At 75.1% G+C, this 21,415-nt stretch carries 15 protein-coding genes; 5 read left to right on the top strand and 10 right to left on the bottom strand.

Annotated elements, in window-relative coordinates:
• The first annotated feature begins 26 nt into the window (after positions 1-26).
• From ESG85_RS15640 to ESG85_RS15620, 5 genes are all read left to right on the top strand, one after another.
• Positions 27-1,064: a hypothetical protein gene (locus tag ESG85_RS15640; RefSeq protein WP_128979674.1), complete on the top strand. Its 1,038-nt coding sequence runs from the start codon at positions 27-29 to the stop codon at positions 1,062-1,064.
• A 93-nt stretch (positions 1,065-1,157) separates the two neighbouring features.
• Positions 1,158-1,952, top strand: coding sequence for a hypothetical protein (locus tag ESG85_RS15635; RefSeq protein ID WP_246095053.1), 795 nt, complete (start codon positions 1,158-1,160; stop codon positions 1,950-1,952).
• A 264-nt stretch (positions 1,953-2,216) separates the two neighbouring features.
• Positions 2,217-8,693, top strand: coding sequence for a non-ribosomal peptide synthetase (locus tag ESG85_RS15630; RefSeq protein WP_164986250.1), 6,477 nt, complete (start codon positions 2,217-2,219; stop codon positions 8,691-8,693).
• A 146-nt stretch (positions 8,694-8,839) separates the two neighbouring features.
• Entirely contained in the window at positions 8,840-9,049 is a 210-nt protein-coding gene (locus ESG85_RS15625; RefSeq protein ID WP_128979670.1) for an MbtH family protein, read from the top strand.
• The gene (locus tag ESG85_RS15620; RefSeq protein ID WP_128979668.1) at positions 9,046-9,930 is read left to right on the top strand and encodes a methionyl-tRNA formyltransferase; all 885 of its coding nucleotides are present in this window, start codon (positions 9,046-9,048) and stop codon (positions 9,928-9,930) included. The genes ESG85_RS15625 and ESG85_RS15620 overlap by 4 nt, the downstream gene beginning before the upstream one ends.
• A 174-nt stretch (positions 9,931-10,104) precedes the next feature.
• Here the strand turns inward: ESG85_RS15620 and ESG85_RS15615 are convergent, their stop codons facing one another.
• The 10 genes from ESG85_RS15615 to ESG85_RS15570 are packed head-to-tail and all read right to left on the bottom strand — an operon-like array spanning position 10,105 to position 21,338.
• Positions 10,105-11,646 carry an ABC transporter ATP-binding protein gene (locus ESG85_RS15615; RefSeq protein ID WP_128979666.1) on the bottom strand — a complete coding sequence of 514 codons (1,542 nt, stop codon included), beginning with the start codon at positions 11,644-11,646 and terminating at the stop codon, positions 10,105-10,107.
• Positions 11,643-12,428 (bottom strand): ABC transporter permease, encoded by a 786-nt coding sequence (locus ESG85_RS15610; RefSeq protein WP_128979664.1) that lies wholly within the window; start codon positions 12,426-12,428, stop codon positions 11,643-11,645. Before ESG85_RS15610 ends, ESG85_RS15615 begins: the two co-directional genes overlap by 4 nt.
• Complete coding sequence (locus ESG85_RS15605; protein ID WP_128979662.1) at positions 12,425-13,378, bottom strand: ABC transporter permease; 954 nt, start codon at positions 13,376-13,378, stop codon at positions 12,425-12,427. The genes ESG85_RS15610 and ESG85_RS15605 overlap by 4 nt, the downstream gene beginning before the upstream one ends.
• A complete protein-coding gene (locus tag ESG85_RS15600) occupies positions 13,375-14,982 on the bottom strand; it encodes an ABC transporter substrate-binding protein (RefSeq protein WP_128979660.1) in 1,608 nt (535 codons plus the stop codon). Before ESG85_RS15600 ends, ESG85_RS15605 begins: the two co-directional genes overlap by 4 nt.
• Positions 14,983-15,028: 46 nt before the next feature.
• Entirely contained in the window at positions 15,029-15,838 is an 810-nt protein-coding gene (locus ESG85_RS15595; RefSeq protein ID WP_128979658.1) for a class I SAM-dependent methyltransferase, read from the bottom strand.
• A complete protein-coding gene (locus tag ESG85_RS15590) occupies positions 15,835-17,112 on the bottom strand; it encodes an MFS transporter (protein ID WP_128979656.1) in 1,278 nt (425 codons plus the stop codon). The genes ESG85_RS15595 and ESG85_RS15590 overlap by 4 nt, the downstream gene beginning before the upstream one ends.
• On the bottom strand, positions 17,109-18,167 hold the full coding sequence (locus ESG85_RS15585) for a dipeptide epimerase (RefSeq protein ID WP_128979655.1): 1,059 nt from the start codon (positions 18,165-18,167) through the stop codon (positions 17,109-17,111). The genes ESG85_RS15590 and ESG85_RS15585 overlap by 4 nt, the downstream gene beginning before the upstream one ends.
• A complete protein-coding gene (locus ESG85_RS15580; RefSeq protein WP_128979653.1) occupies positions 18,164-19,255 on the bottom strand; it encodes a PLP-dependent cysteine synthase family protein in 1,092 nt (363 codons plus the stop codon). Before ESG85_RS15580 ends, ESG85_RS15585 begins: the two co-directional genes overlap by 4 nt.
• Positions 19,252-20,085, bottom strand: coding sequence for a Rossmann-like domain-containing protein (locus ESG85_RS15575; protein ID WP_128979651.1), 834 nt, complete (start codon positions 20,083-20,085; stop codon positions 19,252-19,254). Before ESG85_RS15575 ends, ESG85_RS15580 begins: the two co-directional genes overlap by 4 nt.
• Positions 20,082-21,338, bottom strand: coding sequence for an ATP-grasp domain-containing protein (locus ESG85_RS15570; protein ID WP_128979649.1), 1,257 nt, complete (start codon positions 21,336-21,338; stop codon positions 20,082-20,084). Before ESG85_RS15570 ends, ESG85_RS15575 begins: the two co-directional genes overlap by 4 nt.
• Positions 21,339-21,415 lie beyond the last annotated feature (77 nt).

Raw genomic sequence — 21,415 nt, 5'->3', positions numbered from 1 at the left:
ACCGGTACGACGGCCAGGCTCGCCCCATGACCTGGAAGACCCGGAACACCTCGACGTCCTGGAAACGGCTCACGGCCTGCTGGCCGTCCTGGGCGGAGGCCGCCGCGCTCCGGTGGTCGGTGCTGTACGCGGCCGGCGCCGTCGCCGCCGCCCTGACCGGCCCCGCGTACGGATACGCCCTGCTCGGCAAGGCGACCGGTACGGTCGCCGAGTGGACCACGGCGGGGTTGTACGGCGCCGCCGCCCTGCTCGCGTACGCGCTGCCCCGCCGCCCGGACCGGGCCTGGCCGTCCCGCCTCGCCTGGCCGGTCGTCGCGCTCTGCCTGACCTCGGGCTTCGCCTTCCTGTTCAGCCCGGCGCACCTGCTCGCCGTCTTCCTCGGCCGCAACCAGCCTCCGATGGACTGGGCGGCCTGGGCGAACCAGGCTTTCGCGGTGACGGGCGCGGCGCTGTGGGCTCGCGCCGCGCTGGCGCACCGGCGACGGGCGCGCGGACGGTGCGGGTACTGCGGAGGCCACGAGGCCCCTGCTCCGGTGGCGCGGCGGACCAGGGCAGGCCTCGTCGCGGTCGCGGCCCTCGTCCCGTACGCGACGCTGAAGACCGCGTGGGCTCTGGGCGCGACCGTGGGCTACACCGGCACGGGCAAACCGGGGATGGATCCCCGGTACACCAGCGACCTGGGCATCCGTCTGTACGAGCACGGGGTCGACGTCACCGCCGTACTCGCCCTGGCCGGCATGGTCCTTGCCCTCGCCCTGACCCGCCCCTGGGGCCTGGCACTCCCCCGGCTGCCGCTGCTGGCGCTGGGCTGGGCGGGAGCGGGCGCGCTCGCGCCGTTCGGGATCTTCCTGGGCGTGCTGGGCGTGCTGTCCTGGACGGGACTGACCGAGCTGGGCATCACCGACCACGCGCCGTGGGTGGTCGTGGTCGCGTACGGGGGCTTCTGCGCATACGGCCTGGCGCTCGGCCGGGCGACCCTCGCCTTCCAGCGGTCCGGCCGACGGGCGTGCACCCGGTGCACGGGCGCCCGGGCGGGTCAGGCCATGCCTCGGCCGGCACGCTAGGGGTGTCCGACATTCCCCGCGGCGTCGCGGCGTCGCGGGGAATGTCCGACACCCCCTAGACTTTCGCCCCTCAGTGCGAACGGGGGCAGGGGCATGGGGCGGCGGAGCCTGCGGACGGTCATGGCCGGAGCGGCCCTGGGCATGCTCGTCGGCTGTGGTGCCGGGACCGCCGGGACGCCCGGGGAGACGACGGACTCGGCCACGGCCTCGGCCGCGTCCTGGACGGTCTCCGCTCCGATCCGCGTCGACGACGTCCGCACGGCCGCCGGCGGACGGTCCCTGGTGATCGGCGTCGACGTGCCCGGCGGCGCGGGCACGTGCGTGCGCGGCCTGCGCGGCACGCTCGAATCCGTCGCCAACGGCACGATGTACGTGCAGGTCACGTACGAGTCCCCTGCCATGGACCGGGAGTCCGGCTGCACCGGGGTCCGGCGGGTCGAAACGACGGTGGAGCTGGGCGAGCCCCTGGACTCCCGCAGGGTCATGGTGAACAGCGGGAGCGTGTACACCCCCGCGGGCGCCGCCCCGCCCGCCCTGCGCAAGTGCGGCGAGAACGGCTGCGACCCCACCCCTCCGCGCTGCACCTCGTCCTCGTACAGGCAGGCCGTCAACGACACCGACGTCCCCCGTCACACGACCTGGGAGGAACGCGGCTGCGACGGCGCCTGGCTCGTGCTGGAGCTGTCGACCCGGATGGGCCCGGTGTGCGGTGACGCCGACGCCGGCTGTTCCTCGCACGTCTCCCAGCGCTGGTTCTACCGGGCCGAGCCCTCGGGCTGGCGGCCGGTCACCACGAACGGCGACGCGGGATGCGCGGGCATCCACCAGGTCCTTCCGGCCCTGCCCACCCGCCTCTGCGCCGAGCTGCCGCGACTCGACCGCAACTGATCCTCCGGCCGGAGCCGCCGCGCGGGAAGCGGACGGGGAGCGCTCCTGACGCAGCCCGGGCCTCCGTGCGAAGGAGCCGGGGGCGCGCGGCGAGGGGCGCGCACCCCCTGGCGGGACGTCACCCTCGAACTTCTCCACGCGGACGGGGAGTTGCATCGGCGGGAGGGGGCGCGGAGATCTTGTGCACCCGATCGGATGTTCCGGTTGCGCCATCCGGGTGGCGCCCGCACGGGATGTCAATTCGGGGCGTTTTGTATAGGGCCCATGATCTTTTCAGCAGCGACACAGGCATCCGTCCGTCCGGTCGGCGACGCCGGTGTCCCCCTGCCCGTGCACCGCGCCGTCGCCGCGACCGCACTCCGCGAGCCGGACCGCACCGCGGTGGTCGAGGAGGGCCACGCCAGGTGGTCCTACGGCGAACTGAGCGCCTGGGCAGGTCAGTTGGCCGCGCTCCTGCGCGAGGCCGGGGTCGGGCCGGGGGCCGCCGTCGCCCTGCGGCTGCCGCGCTCGGCCCGGCTGGTCGCCTCGTTGCTCGCGGTCTTCGAGACCGGCGCCGCCGCGGTGGTGCTGGATCCGCGTACGCCGGCGGAACGGCTGGCGGCCGTGGAGGCCGACGCGGGATGCGTGGCGGTGCTCCTGCCCGCCGGCGAGACCGCGCGCCCCGGCGGCCCGTGCCCGGTCGCCGTGGCCGCTTCGCCGGGTGCCGCCTCCCCGGCGGCCGGGGCGCTGGACCCGGCCGTGCCGGACGGTGAACTCGACCGCGTGGCCTGCGTGTTCTACACCTCCGGGTCGACCGGCCGGCCCAAGGGCGTCCAGATCACCCACCGCAATCTGGGACGCTTCGCCGCCGACCCGCACTGGGACGGGCCCGGGCACCGGGTGACGGCGCTCGTCTCCGCGCTCGGTTTCGACGCGCTGAGCCACGACCTGTGGCTGCCGCTCACGCGGGGCGGCACGGTGGTCGTGCCGGCCGAGGACCGGGTGGACGCGCACCGGCTGGCCGCCCTCGTCGCGGACCACGGCGTCACCGGGGTCTTCCTCACCACCGCCTGGTTCCACCAGATCGCCGCCGACGACCCGGGCGCGCTCCGCGGACTGCACACGGTCCTGACCGGCGGCGAGGCCGCCGACGCCCGGGCGTTCGCGCGGGTCCGGGCCGCCTGCCCGCATCTGGAGCTCGGCCATGTCTACGGGCCGACCGAGTGCACCACCTTCACCACCCTGCACGCCCTGCCGTCCGGCGCGACGGTGCCGGAAGGGCGCGTGCCGATCGGCACCGGGCTGCCCGGGGTCACCGTACGGCTGCTCGCCCCGGATCTCACCGAGGTGCCGGCCGGCGGGTCCGGCGAGGTGTACGTCGCGGGGGAACAGGTCGCCCGCGGCTACCTGGGCCGGCCGGGACTGACCGCCGAGCGGTTCGTCGCCGACCCGTACGGCCCACCCGGCAGCCGTATGTACCGCACGGGCGATCTGGCCCTACGCGGGACGGACGGGGCGCTGGAGTACCTGGCGCGCGACGACGACCAGGTCAAGATCCGCGGACACCGGGTCGAGCCCGGCGAGGCCCGGGCCGCGCTGGCCGCGCTGCCGGGGGTCGCCCGGGCGGTCGTCGTCGCGCGGGACGGGCGGCTGGTCGGCTACGCGGTTCCCGAACGGGACGCGAGCGGCGTCACCGGGGACGACCTGCGCGACCGGCTGGGCCGGGTGCTGCCCGAGTACCTGGTGCCGAGGGCCGTGGTGCTGCTGGACGAGATCCCGCTGACCGTGAACGGCAAGGTGGACCGGGCGGCGCTGCCCGCGCCCGCGACCGTCCGGGCGGGAACCGGCACGGCGAGCACGCCCGCCGAACGGGCGCTGTGCGCGGCCTTCGCCGAGGTGCTCGGCCTGCCGCAGACGGGCACCGACGACGACTTCTTCGCCCTCGGCGGCGACAGCATCACCGCGATGCGCCTGGTCAGCCGGGTACGCCGGGAGAACGTGGCCATCAGCTCGCAGGACGTCTTCCGCCTGCGCACTCCCGGCGCGCTGGCCGCCGCCGCGCAGGCGGCGGCACCGGCCGCGGACCTGCTGCACCAGTCGGCCACCGGCGGCCTCGGACTGCCGCCCATCGCCCTGTGGCTGCGCGAACAGGGCGAAGGCGTCGAAGAGTTCGTGCAGTCGGTGCTGCTGGAGACGCCGCCCGGGCTGGAGCGCGAGGCGCTGGCGAACGGCCTGCAGGCGGTCCTCGACCGGCACGACGCCCTGCGCACCCGGCTGCCCGACCCGGCCGCCGACGCGGTGTGGCGGCCCGAGGTGCTGCCGCCGGGCGAGGTGGCGGCGAGCGCCCTGCTGGACGTGGTGGACGTGCGGGAACTGCCGGACGCCCCGTCGCCCCGCGCCGTCCAGGAGTCGGTGGGCCGCGCGATGCGGACGCTGGACCTGCCCGCGGGGCGGACCCTCCGCGCCGTGTGGTGGGACGCCGGGCCCGCCCGGCCGGGCCGGCTCCTGCTGGCCGTGCACCACCTGGTGGTGGACGGGGTCTCCTGGCAGGTGCTCACGCAGGACCTGGCGCGGGCCGCCGAGGATCCGCGCCTGCTCGGCGCCTGGGGCACGGCCGCCCCGTACCGCGGCTGGGTGGAGACGCACAACACGCGGGCGGAGAGCCCCGAGGTGCTGGCGACGCTGCCGCACTGGCGGGCGGCGAGCGTCCCGGCGGCCACGCCGTGGCCGGCGCGCGGCCCGCTGGACCCGGGCCTGGACACCGTCGCCACCTCGCGCACCCTGGAGACGGTGCTGCCCGCCGGGGTGGGCCGGGCCCTGCTCACCACGGCGCCGGAACACTACGGCGCCACGACCCAGGAACTCCTGCTGACCGCGCTGACGGTGGCGGCAGCGCGGCGCGGCGGCCTCGGCACGCTCGTCCTGGACACCGAAGGCCACGGCCGGGACGCCGTGACGGACGACGGCGCGGCGCCGGCCGACGTCTCCGCCACGGTGGGCTGGTTCACCTGCCTGTTCCCCGTGCGCCTGACCTGTCCCCCACGGGCCGCCGGCACCTCCGCGGACGCCGCCGCACCGGACGCGGCCCTCGCCGACGCGGTACACGCCGTACGGGAGCAGTGGCGTCACGTGCCGCGCGACCGGGCGTCGTACGGGCTGCTGCGACATCGGCATCCGCAGACGGCCGGACTGCTCGCCGCCGCGCCGAAGCGGCCGGTGCTCTTCAACTACCTGGGCCGGTACGCGATTCCGGGCCGTGACCCCTGGCCGTACGCCGCCGAGGCGCCCGTCCTGGGCATCCACCGGGCCGCCCGGCAGCCGCTGTCCCACCCACTGGAGGTCAACGCGGTCGTCGACGAGCGCACCGGCGAGCCTTTGCTGACCGCGCTGTGGCGGTGGTCGTCGCGGCTGGTGGACGGCGCCGACGCGCGGGGCCTGGCCGAGGAGTGGGCCGCGGTGCTCACCGCCCTCGCCCGCGCGGCGGACGCCGGCGGACCGGCTCGGGCACGGTCGGCGGCACCGGCCGTGCCCGAGCAGCGCGCCGAGGAACCCGCCGACGGGCTCACGGAGGAGCGCTGGCCGTGCTCCCCGCTTCAGGAAGGGCTGCTCTACCACGCCCACAAGGGCGGGGGGAGCGCCGACCCCTACCACGTCCAGACCGTGCTCGACCTGGAAGGGCCGGTCGACGCGGCCGCGCTGCGGCAGGCGCTCAACGCGCTCGCCGAGCGGCATCCGGCGCTGCGGGCCGGGTTCCGCTGGGACTGCCGGGGGCAGGCCGTGCAGTCCGTGCCGGACACCGTCGCGGTCCCGCTGCAGGAGGTCGACCTCACCCTGCTGCCGGAGGCGGACCGGGCGCGGGCCGCCGACGAGGAGACCCGCCGGGACCGGGACGAGCCGTTCGACCTCGCCGTGCCACCGCTGCTGCGCGCCGTCCTGCTCCGCCTCGACGCACGCGGGTCCAGGCTGTTGCTGAGCTACCACCACATCCTGATGGACGGCTGGTCGATGCAGGTCGCCCTGGCCGACCTGGCCGAGCTGTACGGGCAGGCCGCCTCGGGCTCCGTGCCGGGGCTCGCCGCAGGCCCGTCGGCGCTCGGCTACCTCCGCCATGTCGCCGAGCAGGACGGGGAGTTGGCGGGCAAGCACTGGCAGGCGCTGCTCGGCGACGTGACCGAACCGACGCTGCTGACCCCGCCGGGCGACGACGCGCCGCGGACCCGTCCCCACACGGTGCTCCTCGAGCTGCCGGCCGAGCGCACGGCCGCCCTGCGGGCGAAGGCCCGCGAGCGGGCCCTGTCGCTCAACACCCTGGTCCTGGGCGCCTGGGCGCTGGTCCTCGCCCAGCTGACCGGCCGCACCGACGTGGTGTTCGGCACGGTCGTCGCCGACCGTCCGCCCCACCTGCCCGGCGTCGAGTCCATGGTGGGCCTGATGAACAACGCCGTGCCGGTACGGGTGGACACCGCTGCGGCCGGGGACCGGGGCGCCCTGCTGACGGCCCTCCAGGAGCAGCGGACCGCGATGATGCCCTTCCAGCAGCTGGGTCTCGCGGAGATCACCAGGGCGGCGGGGCTGCGGGAACTCTTCGACACGGTCGTGGTGCTGGAGACGTACACCGACGCCTTCGCCACCCGGTGGGGAGCGGACCTGCGGGTGACGTCCAGCCGGGTGGAGAACGGCACCCACTACCCGCTCTGTGTGCTGGTCTCGCCCGGCGAGCGGATTGCGGTCCGGGTCCAGTACCGACCGGACAGGCTCGGCGAAGCGGGTGCCCGGGACATCGGCGCGCGGTTCGTCGAAGCCCTGGACGCGCTGGCCGCCGATCTGTCCGTGCCCGCCACGCGGCCGGTCACGCCCGCGGTCGCCGAGGCCCGACCGCACGCGACCGAGCCGCTGCCCGCGCCCATGCCCGTCCTCGGGCGGTTCGCGGCACACGTGCGCGCGGCTCCCCGGCGGGCGGCCGTGGTGGACGGCGGCGGGGTGCTGGACTACCAGGGCCTGGACGAGGCCTCGGACCGGCTCGCCGGAGAACTGACCGCCCGGGGCATCGGAGCCGAGGACGTGGTCGCGCTCTGCCTGCGGCGCGGCCGGGACGCGGTGACCGCGATGCTCGCGGTGCTCAAGGCCGGCGCCGCCTACCTGTGGCTCGACCCGCGCCATCCCGCTCCCCGTGTGGCGGCGCTGGCCGCCGAGGGGCGTCCCGTACTGCTCGTCCACCAACGGGAGTTCGACGAGGCCCTGGCGCTCGTCGACGCCACCGTGCCCCGGATGCGGCTGGAACCCCACCTCGTGTCCTCCGGGCGGCCGGCCGGCGGCGGCCGGGTCCGGCCGGCGCGGCTGCCCGGCCACCCCGCCTATGTGGTGCACACCTCCGGGACGCAGGGAACGCCGAAGGCCGTGGTGATGCCGGGCGCCGCCATGGACCGGCTGGTGGACTGGCACGAGCGTCGCTTCCCGGCCGAACCGGACGCGGTGACGGCCCAGTTCACCTCGATGGCGTTCGACGTCGCCACCCAGGAGGTCCTCACCGCACTGTGCACGGGGCGGACGCTGGCCGTTCCCGATGCCGACACCCGCGCCGACGCCGCCGCGTGGACCGCCTGGCTGCGGGAGCACCGGGTGACCGAACTGTTCGCCCCCACCCCCGTGTTGGCGGCCCTGTGCGAGTTCGCCGACGGGGAGCGCGAGTCGCTGCCGGACCTGCGGCACCTGGTGCAGGCCGGCGAGGCGCTGGTCGTCGGACCTCAGCTGCGCTCCCTCTGCGCCCGCGGCGGCAAGCGCCTGCACAACCACTACGGTCCGGCGGAGACGCATGTGGTGACCGCCGGCGAGGTCACCGGAGACCCGGCCGGCTGGCCGGCGCGCCCGGGCATCGGCGGCGAGGTGCCCGGCTCCCGGGTGATGCTGCTGGACGCGGGGCTGCGCCCGGTCCCCGACGGGCTGGCCGGCGAACTGTACCTGGCGGGCGACCAGGTGGCCCGCGGCTACCTGGGCCGGCCGGGACTGACCGCCGCGCGGTTCGTCGCCGACCCGTACGGCCCGCCCGGCAGCCGTATGTACCGCACGGGCGACCTCGCCCGCAGGCTGCCGGACGGCACGATGGAGTTCACCGGCCGCAACGACGACCAGGTCAAGATCCGCGGGCACCGGATCGAGCCGGACGAGGTGCGGGCCGCCCTGGCCGCCCTCCCCGGCGTGGTGCAGGCCGCCGTGGTGGCCGGGCCGGACGGACGCGGCGGCAAGGAACTCACCGGCTACGCGGTGGGCGCGTCCGGGACCGGTACGCCCCTGGAGGGCGGCGCCCTGCGCGACGCCCTGGCCCGGGTGCTGCCCGACTTCATGCTGCCCGCCCGGATCATGGTGCTGGACCGCATGCCGCTGACCGTCAACGGCAAGGTGGACCGCCGGTCCCTGCCCGAGCCCCGGCGCGTCCCGGCCCTGATCCGTGAGCCGCGCACACCGGCCGAACGGGTGGTGACCGAGGCGTACGCCGACGTCCTGGGGCTGGAGCGGGTCGGCATCGACGACAACTTCTTCGACCTGGGCGGTCATTCGCTGCTCGCCGCCCGCCTGCTCCAGCGCCTGCGGGACCACTTCGGCCCCGCGGCCACCCTCGACCAGGTGATGCGGCACGCCACCCCGGCGTCCCTGGCCGCCGGCCTCACCCACCTGCCGTCACCGACACGGGCGGCGGATCCGGCGGCGGACCCGGGCATCCGGCCGACCGGACCCGGCGACGCCTCCGTACCCGCACGCGGCTGACCGAGTGCCGGTCCCGGCCGTGACGGCAGGGACCGGCCGCCGCCCCGGACGCCCCTCCCACGCCCCCTGCCCCACCGACCACGACGCTGCCCCACCGACCACGACGCTGTCCCGCGGCGCGATGCGCCGCCCACCCGAGGAGACCCGTGAACCCCTTCGACGACCCCGACGGCACCTTCCTGGTCCTCGTCAACGACGAGGACCAGCACAGCCTCTGGCCCGCCCACATCAGCGTTCCCGACGGCTGGCGCGAGGTGCATCCGCGCGCCGACCGGGCCACCTGCCTGGCCTGGATCGAGACGTCCTGGACCGACCTGCGGCCGCGCTCGCTGCGAGCCGCCGAGGCCGCTCGATGACCGCCCCGCACGCGCCACGGGCGACGACGCGCGATCAGGACGCCCCCGCACTGAGCGTCGCCGTCGTCGCGGCGCTGCCGCAGACCGCTCCGCCGCTGGTCGAGGCGCTCGGCACGCTGGGGCACCGGGTGCCGGTCGTGGTCGGCTACCGGCGCCCGGTCGACTGGCCCGGACACGTGCTCGGCGAGCACGACCTGCCGCCGGGCGTGGACCTGGCCGTTCCCTCCCGCGCGGACGCGGTCACCGCGATCCTGCGCGCCTACGCGGTGGACGTGGCCGTCAGCTACGGCTACCCGAGGAAACTGCCGGCCGCCGCCGTGTCCGCCCCACGCCTGGGAACGATCAACTGCCACCCCTCCGACCTGCCGTCCTACCGGGGTCCGAACCCGGTCGGATGGGCCGTGCGCAACGGCGAACGCTCGATCGGGGTGACCTGGCACCGGATGGACGCGGAGCTGGACACCGGCTCCGTGCTGGCCCGTACGACGATCCCGCTGTCCGACGGGCTCTGGTCCTTCACCGGCGTCAACACCCGGGTCCTGGAAGCGGCTTCGGCGATGCTGCCGCAGGTGCTGCGGCGGCTGGTGAGCGGGGACCCAGGCGAACCGCAGCCGCGGCGGGAGGGCAGCTGGGCCGGATTCTTCACCGAGGACTACGCCACGGTGGACTGGTCCGCGAAGGCCACCGACATCCACACCCAGGTGCGCGCGTGGAACATCGCGGGCCACCACTCCCGCGTGCAGGGCCCGGTGGCGGTGATCGACGGAACACGCTGGCGGCTGCGCCGCACCACGCTCGACCGGCCGCCGGCCGGCACCGGCCGCCGCATCACGTGCGGCACCGGCGACCTGTGGGTCCTGGCCGCCGACGCACTGGACTGAGGTCCGCGGCCCGTTCCCGGCTCCGGCCCGGGCAGGCACGGACGCGAGGGCGGCCGACGGACGGTCGCCCGCCGTCAGCGGTCACCCGCGACGCCGGAGTCCCGCTCGGCTGCCCACCCGTCCCCCGCCTGGGCCGCGGCGGCCGGACCGGCCGGACCGGGCCGGCCGAGTGCCTCACTCAGGTACTCGTCCTCGCGGGCGGTCGCGCGCGACGGTCTCCAGCAGACGGACGCCGAAGGCGTGCCGCGGGGCCGTGAGGAGCTGCCGTGCCGGTCCCTCTTCGACGAGGGCGCCGGCCTCCAGCACGGCGATGCGGGTGGCCAGCGCGGCCGTGGCCGGGTCGTGCGTGACCAGTACGAGGGACAGGTCGCCCCGGTCGCGCACGAGGCCCGCCAGCGTGTCGAGGATGCCCCGGCGGGTGACCGTGTCGAGGCCGGAGGTGATCTCGTCGCAGATCAGGACTCGGGGCCGGGCCAGCAGGGCCCGGGCCAGTGCCGCGCGCTGGAGTTCGCCGCCGGACAGCCGGCCGGGGCGACGGCATACGAGGTCGTCGGCCAGCCCGAGGGCGGCGAGAGTGGTGAGCGCTTCGGCCAGTGCGTCCGGCTCGGCCACCCCGCGCAGCCGTACCGCCGTGCGGGCCACCTGCTGGAGGACCGGGCGGTGTTCGTCGAACGCGGCTGCGGCGTCCTGGAAGACGTACTGGACGGAGGCGAGTTGCCGCCGCGTGCGGTTCCGCAGGCTGCGGGGGAGGGGGACGCCGTCGAGGAGGATCTCACCGTCGTGATCGCGGTGGAGGCCCGCCAGGCAGCGGGCCAGGGTGGTCTTTCCGCTGCCCGAGCGGCCGACGACGGCCAGGCATTCGCCGGCGCGGAGGACGAGCGGAGGCGTACGGACCACGGCCGTCCGGCCGTGGCGGGCGATGAGGTGCCCGGTCCGGAGGACCACGTCGCCCTCGGCTGCCGGCTCGATGCGGGTGGTGGTGGATGCGGCTGCCAGGAGTTCGGCCGTCCAGGGGTGCCGCGGCGCGCGCCACAGGCGCTCGGCCGGCCCCGACTCCGCCACGTGCCCGTCCTGCATGACCAGCACCTCGTCGGCGAGTGCGCGTACGACGTCCAGGTCGTGACTGAGCAGGACGACGGCGATGCCTTCCCGGGCGACGGCCGCGAGCTGCTCGACGATGCCCCGTTTCGTCAGTGCGTCCTGTCCTGTGGTCGGCTCGTCGGCCACCACGACCCGGGCGCCGAGCAGCAGGGCCTGTGCGAGGACGACGCGTTGTTGCTGACCGCCCGACAGCTGGTCGGGGTGGCGCCGCAGCATCGTCCCGGCATCGGGCACCTGGGCCGACGACAGCGCCCGCAGGACGCGCTCGTGCACGGCGGCCCGGCGGTCCCGTCGCGGCAGGTGCCGTACCTGCGTACGGGCGATGTCCCGCAGCAGGGCGCCGGTGCGACGCGCGGGATTGAGTACGGCTGCGGGGTGCTGCGGGACGTATCCGACGAGGCCGTCGGGCGCGTGGACGTCTCCCGTGACGCGTGCGCCCTCCGGGTACTCGCCGAGCAGCGCCAGGCCCGTGGTGGTCTTCCCGCTGCCGGACGCGCCCACGAGGGCGGTGATCGTGCCGGGGACGACCCGGAGGTTCACTCCGTCGACGATCGCCCGGCCGTCCACCTCCACGCGCAGGTTCCTGATCTCGGCGACCGGCTTGGTCTCGTTCACGTCCGCTTCCGCCTCTCCAGTCGGGCGTCGACGAGCAGGTTGGCCCCCGTGGTCAGGGCGACGATGAGCAGGGCGGGCACGACCACGGCCCAGGGCTGGACGAACAGCCCGGTGCGGTTGCGGTCCACCAAGACCGCCCAGTCGGCCGCGTCCGGCTCGACGCCGACGCCGAGGAACGCCGCGGTGGCGACGAGGTACAGCACACCGGTCAGCCGTACGCCCGCGTCGGCGGCGAGCGTGCGCGTCAGGGACCGGCCCACGTAGCCGACGGCCGTGCGCCACCAGGTCTCCCCCTGCATGCGCAGCGCTTCGACCGCCGGGCGCGACGCGACGTCGGCCGCCGCGGCCCGGACGATCCGGGCGGCGTCGGGGACGTTGACGAGGGCCACCAGCAGGGCGAGGCCGACGCCCCCCGGGGTGAGGACGGCGGCGACGAGCAGGATCATCAGGAGGGACGGCACGGCGAGCAGCACGTCGAGGGGCCGCATCAGCAGTTCTTCCAGCCAGGTGCGGTGGGTGAGCGCGCTGACGAGGCCGACGGGCAGCGCCACGAGGTAGGACAGGGCCGTCGCGGCCAGCGCCACGAGGACCACCGACCGCCCGCCGAGCAGGACTTGGCGCCAGACGTCCCGGCCGACGAAGTCGGTGCCGAGCCAGTGTCCGCCGCCGAGCGTGAACGAGGCCGTGCGCGGGCCGGGTCCTCCCGCGAGCAGCGGACCCAGCAGGGCCAGGGCGAGGGGGACGCCGACGATGAGCGCTCCGAGCGCGCGACGGGATCTCACGCGACCACCTCCGAGCGGGGGGCGAAGCGGCGCGCGACCAGGTCGGCGCCGAGGTTGAGCACGACGGTGGTGACGCCGAAGACGACGGCGAGGCCCTGGACGACGGGCACGTCGCGTTCGGCGACGGCGTTCATCAGGACGGTGCCGAGCCCGGGGATCACGTACAGGGCCTCCACGACGATGACGCCGCACAGCAGCCAGTCGATGGTGCGGGCCAGCTGCTGGGCGGCGGGCGCGACGGCGTTGGGCAGGGCGTGTCCGTACCGGACGCGGATGCCCGGGACGCCGTAGCGGCGGGCGTGCGCCGCGTACGGCGAGGCCAGCGCGTCGATCATGCCGGCGCGTACGAGGCGGGCGAGGGAGCACACCGGGCGGGAGAGCAGGACGAGCACGGGCAGGACCAGGGCGGCGGGGTGGGCGAGGAGGTCGGTGCCGTAGCCGACGGCGGTCGGCGGGAGCCAGCCCAGGCGCAGGGCGAAGACGGTGACGAGCAGAACGCCGAAGGCGAACTCGGGCACGGCGTAGACGCCGAGCGTCACCGAGCTGACGAGCCGGTCGACGAGTCGGCCCTCGTGCCGGGCGGCGAGCACGCCGAGGCCGACGCCGATCGGGACGAGGAGCGCGATCGTGAGGGTGGCGAGGAGCAGCGTCGGTCCGAAGCCGTCGGTGAGGTACGCGCTGACGGGTCGCCCGGAGGCCAGGGAGGTGCCGAAGTCTCCGTGCGGCAGCCCGGCGGCCCAGTCGGCCAGTCGTTCGTGCGCGGGCCGGTCGAGGCCCATGGCCTCCCGGATGGCCGCGATGCGTTCCGGGTCGGGCTGGTCGCCGGCGCGGGCGACGGCGGCGTCGCCCGGCAGCGCCTCGGTGAGGGCGAAGACGAGCAGCACGACGGCTGCCGTCTGCGCCGCGCCGAGCAGCAGCCGCCGGGCGAGCCAGGACCGGAGTCGGGTCACGCGAGCCACACCTTGTCGAAGCGGGCCCAGTCGAGGGAGTTGGCCGGTGCCTTCGCGTCGACGCCCCGGACGTTCTTCGCGGTGCCGAGGATCCAGTCGGCGAAGCCCCAGACCAGGAAGCCGCCTTCGGTGTGCAGACGGCGCTGCATGCGCTCGTAGATCGCGGCCCGCTCCTTCGTGTCCCGGGTGGACTGCGCCTGCTCGTACAGGGTGTCGAAGTCCTTGTGCTGCCACTTCGTGGCGTTGGTGGTGGAGCCGGTGAGCAGGCGCTGGGAGATGTGGGCTTCGATGGGCATGGCGCCGGAGCGGTAGGAGGCGAAGGTCCCCGAGTCGAGGATGTCCTTCCAGTAACTGTCCTTGCTGCCGGTCCTGATGGTGACGGTGACGCCGGCCTTCGCGGCCTGGTCGCGGAAGATGGTGGCGGCCTCGGTGAACCCGGCGGCGACGGGCGAGGTGTCGAGGGTGACCTTGAGCCCGTCGGCACCCGCCTGCTTGAGCAGCGCCTTGGCCCGGTCGAGGTCCTGTTCGCGCTGGGGCAGGCTCGCGGCGTAGTACTCGTAGCCCTTGCCGAACAGGTCGTTGCCGATCTCGCCGGCGCCGGACAGGGCGCCCGCGACCAGTTCCTCGCGATCGGCGATCAGGAAGAACGCCTCGCGCACCCGTTTGTCGTCGAACGGCGGGCGGTCGGTCTTCATGACGAAGCCCTGCATGGCGCTGTTGCGGAGCCGGACGATCTCGATCCGGCCCCTGCCCTCGTGGGCACGGGCGGTGGTGGGGCCCAGCTCGTGGGCGTACTCGACCTGGCCGCCCAGGAGGGCGTTGACGCGGGCGGACTCCTCGTTGGCGACGACGAACTCCAGCTCGTCGAGGTACGGGGCGCCGTCCCAGTACTCCTCGTTGCGCCTGAAGACGGCGGACTTGCCGGGAGCGAAGGAGACGAAGCGGAACGGGCCGCTGCCGACCGGCTGCCCGTCGAAGTCCTGCTCGCCCTCGGGGACGATGTACGCGCCGAACGCGGCGAGCACGTTGGGGAATTCGGCGGTGGGGCGCTTGAGGACGAACTCGACGGTCCTCGCGTCCGGCGCGCGGCTGGCCTCGAGGTCGACGGGTTCCAGGGACGCCTTGGCGCGGTAGGCCTTCTTCGGGTCGGTGATGCGCCGGTAGCTGTACAGGACGTCGGCGGCGGTCACGGGCTTGCCGTGATGGAAGGCCGCCTCGCGCAGGGTGACCTTCCAGCGGTCCAGGCCGGCGTTCGGCTCCCACGTCGCGGCGAGCCGCGGCCGGGCGGACAGGTCGGGGCCGTAGTCGGCGAGCTTGTCGAAGAGTGCCTTGGCGCGGGCCACGTCCGCGAAGAGGTTGGCGAGGTGCGGGTCGAGCGTCTCGCTCGCGCCGCCGCCGGCGAAGGCCGCGCGCAGGCGTCCACCGCGCCTGGGCGTGCCACCGGCCTTGGCGGTGCCGGCGGCCGGTCCGGAACCGGCACAGCCGGTGAGGGCGAGGGCGCCGACGCCGGCAGCGCCTCCGGCGACGGCGAGGAAACCCCGGCGACGCAGACCGGGGAAGCGGCGGTCGTCCGCGGAGGCGTCGTGTTCGGGAGAGTCGTTCATGGCGGTGTTCCTTGCTGGGGTGCGAGCGGATGGGACGCGTGGGGGCTCAGGGACGGGGTGCGGTGGTGAGACGGGCGACGAGGTGCAGCCGGTCGGCGTCGGCCGTCGCGCCGGGCAGGTCGCCTTCCTTCCAGGGCGGCTCGGTACGTGGGCCGGGCCCGTCGTGCAGGGCGAGCACCTCGAAGCCGTGCGTGGCGAGGACGTGGCGCAGCTCCTGGGGGAGGAGCAGGCGCCACGCGGAGCGCTGCTCGACCGGCGGGGAGCCGTCGTCCGAGGCCCACACCCGCCGACGACGCAGCAGTTGGGCCGCCCGGTCCACGGACAGCGTGGTGGTGGAGCGGTAGACGGTGCCCTGCCAGGTGAACCGGTTGACGGAAGGGGCGTCCAGGAGTTCCGTACGCCCCAGGAAGAACGCGCCGTTGCGCATTTCGGCGACGAGCAGGCCGCCGGGTACGAGGGACCGGCGGCAGGACGCCAGGAAGCCGTCGAGCTGGTCGTTCGTGTGGCAGTACAGCAGGGCGCTGTCCAGGCACACCGCCGCGTCGAAGCTCCGCTCCCCCAGGTCGAAGCCGTGCAGGTCGGCCCGGACGAAGGCGGGGCCGGGGTGCCGGTCGCGGGCGTACGCCAGCATCGCGTCGGACAGGTCGGCGCCGGTGACGGTACGGCCGGCGCGGTGCAGGTACGCGGCGTCGCGCCCGGTGCCGCAGCCGAGGTCCAGGACGCGGGGGCCGGGCGCCCCGTACCGGCGCAGGCAGTCCTCGGTCCAGCGCCCGGCGAGCCGTTCGGGATCGGGGAACCGGGCCTCGTACAGCGCGGGGTTGTCGGTGAGCAGGTTGGCGTTGGTGGTGTGGGTCATGTGCGGCGCGCTCCTCGGACGGTCGCCGGGACGGCGGTGGGGCGGGCGGGAAGGACCCGGCGGCGGTGCAGCCACGCGACGCCGGCGCCGGAGGCGAGTCCGAAGGCCAGGCAGCAGGCCCACGGCAACCACGGCGCGCCGATGCGCTCACCGGCGTCCATGGCCCAGCCGACGACCGTGTTGCCGACGGCGGCGGCGATGCCGGAGACGACGTAGAACAGGCCGAAGTAGGTGCCGGTGAGTTCGGTGCGGCCGAAGGCGGGGATCAGTTCCATCACGAACGGCTGGGCCAGCATCACGCCCAGGCTGAGCATCAGGGCGCCGCCCAGGACGGGCAGCGCGCGCAGCGCCGCGTCCGCGAGGCCGTCGGGGGCCGGGCCGTACCCCGACACGGCCATCGGCGGTACGAAGGACAGTCCCATCAGCACGAGCCCGCCGCTGATCCAGCGTGCCCTGCTGCCCCGGGCCTTGAGCGCGGTCGTGACGCGCAGCTGGAGCCAGAGGTTGGCGAGGGTGCCGACGAGGAAGACGGGACCGGCGGCGCCTTCCCAGCCGGTCGCGCGCCGGGCGCCGTCGGGCAGCAGCAGGTACAGCTGGTTCTGCAGGGTGAACATGCCGACCATGGCCAGGGCGAAGGCGAGGAAGCCACGGTTCGCGATCACCTCGCGCCAGTCGGCGAGGACGCTGTTGCCGGTCGGCGCGACCTGGCGCGCCGGGAGGACCAGGGTCTGGGCGACGGTGAGCACGGCGAAGACCGCGGCCGCTGTGAGGGCGCAGGCCCGGAAGTCGACGAGGAGCAGGGCACTGCCGAGCAGCGGCCCCAGCAGGGCCCCGGTGGTGGCGAAGACGTGGAACAGGGCGAACGCCTCCGCCTTGCGCTCCCCCGCCTCCAGGGCGAGATAGGCCCGCACGGCCGGATTGAACAGGGCTCCGGCCAGGCCGCTGAGCACGGATGCGGCGAGGAGGACGGGCAGTCCGACGCCGAGCGCGAACAGTCCGAAGCCGACGGTGCGCAGGGCGCATCCGGCGATGATGACGCCGCGCGCTCCGAGCCGGTCCGATGCCGTCCCGCCGATGAGGAACAGCCCCTGCTGGCTGAGGTTGCGCACGCCGAGCACGACGCCGACGACGGCGGCCGACATCCCCAGGTCCTCGCTCAGGTGCAGGGCGAGGTACGGGACCAGCAGGTAGAAGCCGGTGTTGACACCCAGTTGGTTGACCAGGAGGAGCCGGAGGGCGGGCGGGAGGCCGCGTATCTCGTGCCAGGTCTTCACGCCCGTGCCCCCGCGGCGTCGCGCTCGCGTACGCCCAGGCCCGGGTTCCGGCTCGCGCGTACGGTGCCGTCGGTGCCGCCGATGCCCGTCCACGGGTCGTCGGCGAGCAGCAGGTGGCCGTCGAGGTCGATCCAGCGGGCCCGGTCGGCGAGGTGGACGGCCGGGGCGATGCCGAGGGTGCTGGCGGTCAGGCAGCCGAGCATCAGCTCGGTGCCGGTGTCCGCGATCAGCTCGGCGATGCGGAGGGCGGCGCCGACGCCGCCGCACTTGGCCAGCTTGACGTTGATCCCCTGGACGCGTCCGGCGAGCCGGCGGGCGTCCTCGAGACCGACCGCGTCCTCGTCGGCGATGACGGGGAGCGGCGAGCGCTCCGCGAGCTTCGCCAGCGCCTCGGGATCGCCGGGGGCGACGGGCTGCTCGACGGCCTCGACCCCCAGCTCCGCGAGGAGCGGCAGCAGTCGCTCCGACGCGTGGACGGTCCACGCGCCGTTGGGGTCGAGGAGCAGCCGTGCGCGCGGTGCGGCGGTACGGACGGCCCGCACGCGGGCCAGGTCGTCGGCCGGGTCCGGGGCCCCGGCCTTGAGCTTGAGCACTGAAAACCCGTCGCGTGCGAGGCGGGCCGCGTGTGCCGCGGCCCGTTCCGGTGAGGTGATGCCGAGGGTGCGGGCGGTCGGGGCGGATGGCGCGAGCGCGTCCGGGTCCAGGAGCCGGTGGACCGGGGCGCCCGCTCGCTTGCCCACGAGGTCGAGCAGCGCGGACTCCACGGCCGCGGTCACGGCCGGCGGGGCGGTGCCCCTTCTCGTACCGGCGCGGAAGCCTTCCAGGGCGGTCTCGGGATCGCCGAAGCGGGCCAGCCGTGCGGATTCCGCGTGCAGCAGCCGCGCGAGGCCGGAGGCGTCGAGTCCGTAGTACACGCTGCTGACGGCCTCTCCGTGGCCGCGCAGCCCTTCGTGCTCGATGGTCAGCCACACGGCCTCACGGGCCGACATCGTCGAACGGGATATGCGCAGCGGCTCGGTGAGTTCGAGGCGTACGGTGCGCTGACTGGTCTTCACGGCTTCTCTTCGGGGTGTGTGGCGACGGGGTCGGTGACGGTGCGGCACCGGGCCCAGCCGGTGGCTTCCACGGCGGTGGGGTGCGGGATCTCGACGGGGCGGGTGGCGGCGGTGGTCAGGTCGAGCCCGTGGGCGGCGGCGAAGTCGTCGTCGAACACGCTGCCGAGATAGCGGTGCTGCCCGTCGGGGAACACGGTGGCGACCACGGCGCCGGCGTGGACGCGGGCGGCCCAGGCGGAGACGAGGGCGACGGCGCCGGTGCTCCAGCCGCCGCTGACGAAGGCGGAGCGGGCCAGTCGGCGGCACGCGTCGGCTGCCTCGGCGGGACCGACCCAGTGGACCTCGTCGAAGGCGTCGTAGGCGACGTTGCGCGGGTGGATGCTGCTGCCGAGGCCGCGCATGAGGCGCGGTCTGGCGGGCTGACCGAAGATGGTGGAGCCGGTGGCGTCCACGCCGATCAGCCGCAGGCCGGGCCAATGGCGGCGCAGCGGCCCGACGATCCCGGCGCTGTGGCCGCCGGTCCCGACGCTGCACACCAGCACGTCGAGATGGTCGAGCTGGCCGGCCAGCTCGACCGCCAGCGAGGCGTAACCCGCCGTGTTGTCGGGGTTGTTGTACTGGTCGGGCCAGTACGCGTCCGGGAGCAGCGCGAGCAGTTCGCGCAGCCGGGCGAGCCGCGCGGCCTGCCAGCCGCCCTCGGCCGCCGGACGGTCGACCAGTTCGAGGCGGACGCCGTGCGCGCGCAGCAGTTGCCGCATCGAGGGCTCCAGCTCGGTGTCGCCGACCAGCACGACCGGGTGGCCGAGGGCTTGTCCGGCGAAGGCCAGTCCGATGCCGAGCGTCCCCGAGGTGGACTCCACCACGGGTGCGCCCGGCCGCAGTTCACCGCGTTCCTCGGCGCCCAGCAGCATGGAGACGGCGGCACGTGCCTTCATGCCGCCGACGCCGAGCCCTTCGAGCTTGGCCCAGAATCCGGGCTGGGGGCAGGGCAGTTCGCAGGTGACGCGGGCGAGCGGCGTACGGCCGAGCAGGGCGAGCAGGTCCGGGTTGCCCGCGGCGCGCGCGGAGCCGAGGACGGCCGTGGTCACAGGACGCCTCCGTAGCGGTGGATGATCCCCGGGCCGCCGTCCAGCCAGAAGAACGGGTAGGGCTCCGCGCACACCGCGGTGACCCCTGAGCCGACGAGGCGCGGCAGGACCGCGCTGCCGGTCTGCGCGAACATCACCAGGGGGATGCCGCGGCGCTGGGCGTGCCGGCGCAGCGGCTCGAAGCTGCCGTTGCCGAGGGTCATTCCGGAGGCGAGGACGGCGTCGCAGCGCGCCAGCTCCGCCAGGGCGTCGGTGCGGACCGGCTCGCCCCACTCGGTCGTGCCGCCCTTGAGGTCGCAGGGGACGTAGGCGAGTCCGCGCGCCCGCAGGGCCTCCAGCAGGGAGTTGACCACGCCGACGACGAGCACGGTCGCGCCGGGTGCGGCGTCGACCAGCTCGGCCACGGCCCGGGCCCTGGCCCGGGACTTCTCGAGGGACGTACCGGAGGGAAGCGGGAAGGGCCGGGCGCCGTTCTCCGGACCGTGCGGCAGGGCGTGCATGAGGTACGCGTCGAGGGCGGCGACCCGTACCGGCGGCGACTCGTGTTCCAGGAGCCGGGCGACGTCGGCGCCGACGCAGTCGTCGACGGCGCCGTCGGGCAGCTCGCCCGGCTCGACCGCGCAGGATCCCACGGCTTCGGCGAGGCGCAGGCTGAGCACCTCGTTCCGGTAGCCGGAGCCGCGCCCTTCGTGGCGCACCGCCTGCCGGGTGGTGAAGGCCACCGAGATCCGCCGGGTGCGCGGGTCGGGGCCGAAGCCGCCGGCCAGGACGCGGTCGACGAGGTCGTCGTACGAGGAGGCCGCGACGGGGTGTCCGGTGGAGGCGGTCATCGCGTGACCACCCGGGGGCGGAGCTGGGCGAGGAGGGATGCGACACGGTCCCGGGCGGCCAGGCCCCGCGCGTCACCCGCCATGACGTGGCCGAGGTACTCGTTGTTGTCGTCGGCGGCCCTGACGGTCCTGCCGGGATCGGCGAGCCGCAGTTCCAGCAGGCCGTCCGCGGTGCGCACGGCGTCGGCGCCCTCGACGGCCGCCAGGACACCGGGCTCGTCCGGCACCAGGAAGCCGATCGCGGCACTGGTCAGTCCGGTGGCGCGGCGGCGCAGGTCCGGCTCGCGGCCCAGGGCGACGTCCACGCAGGCGCCGGCGAGGTCGATGCCGGTCACGTGTCGCACGAGTTCGGTGATGCGGTTGCCGGCGGGCCGGGGATTGACCTCGACGACACGGGGCCCGTCGGCAGTCAGTTTGATCTCGGTGTGGGCGACGACGCCGTCGAGACCCAGTGCCTTGAGGGCCCGTCGGGCGGTCTCCTCGGCGGCCTCGGTGTCCGCGGCGTCCAGGGCCGCGGGGAACATGTGGCCGGTCTCGATGAACGCGGGGGCCCCGCCGAGCGTCTTGTCGGTGACGCCGACGACGTGCACGGCGCCGTCGTGCGAGACGGTCTCGACGCTCACCTCGGGTCCGCGGAGGAGTTCCTCCAACAGCACCACGGGCTCACGGTGCTGTCCACGGGCGTTGACGGGGAAGGCGGCGAGCGCGCGGAAGGCGTCCGCCAGAGCGGCCTCGTCGTCGACGCGGCGTACGAACATCCCGGCGCACAGGTCCACGGGCTTGAACACCAGCGGGTAGCCGAGGTCGTGTGCCGCGGCGGCGACCTCGGCCCAGTCCGCGCACACCGCGAAGCGCGGTCCCGGCAGCCCGGCCTCGGCCAGGACCCGGCGCGTCGCGTCCTTGCGGCACGCGTTGTCGACGGCGTCGGGCGTGGGGCCGGGCAGCCCGAGACGTCCCGCGATGCGTGCGGCCGTCCCGAGGTAGTAGTCGCAGGAGGTGATCACTCCGTCGAAGCGCAGGGCCTCGTGGGCCCGTTCGACGAAGGCCGGCAGCGCGTCGGTGTCGTTGGTCTCCGTCGTGAGCACGTGACGCGCCGCGAGGAGGGGGTGTGCGGTGCCCTCCGGAGCCGACCGCAGGTAGTGGTGCAGGTCGCGGGTCAGGAAGGTGAACTCGTGACCTGCCTCCCGTATGGCCCGTGGCAGCAACCTGCTCATGGACCCGACCCAGCTCTCGACCATCAGCAGATGAGCCACGACTTCCCCTTCACACAGTGCGATTGAGTGCGCTCCGTCACGGAGGCAGCGGCAGCACCGGCCAGGGCGCGACCGCT

The organism is Streptomyces roseicoloratus, from assembly GCF_004117935.1.
GTDB lineage: Bacteria > Actinomycetota > Actinomycetes > Streptomycetales > Streptomycetaceae > Streptomyces > Streptomyces roseicoloratus.
Note: the sequence above shows the minus strand (reverse complement) of the source record. Positions and strands in the feature narration are given on the sequence as shown.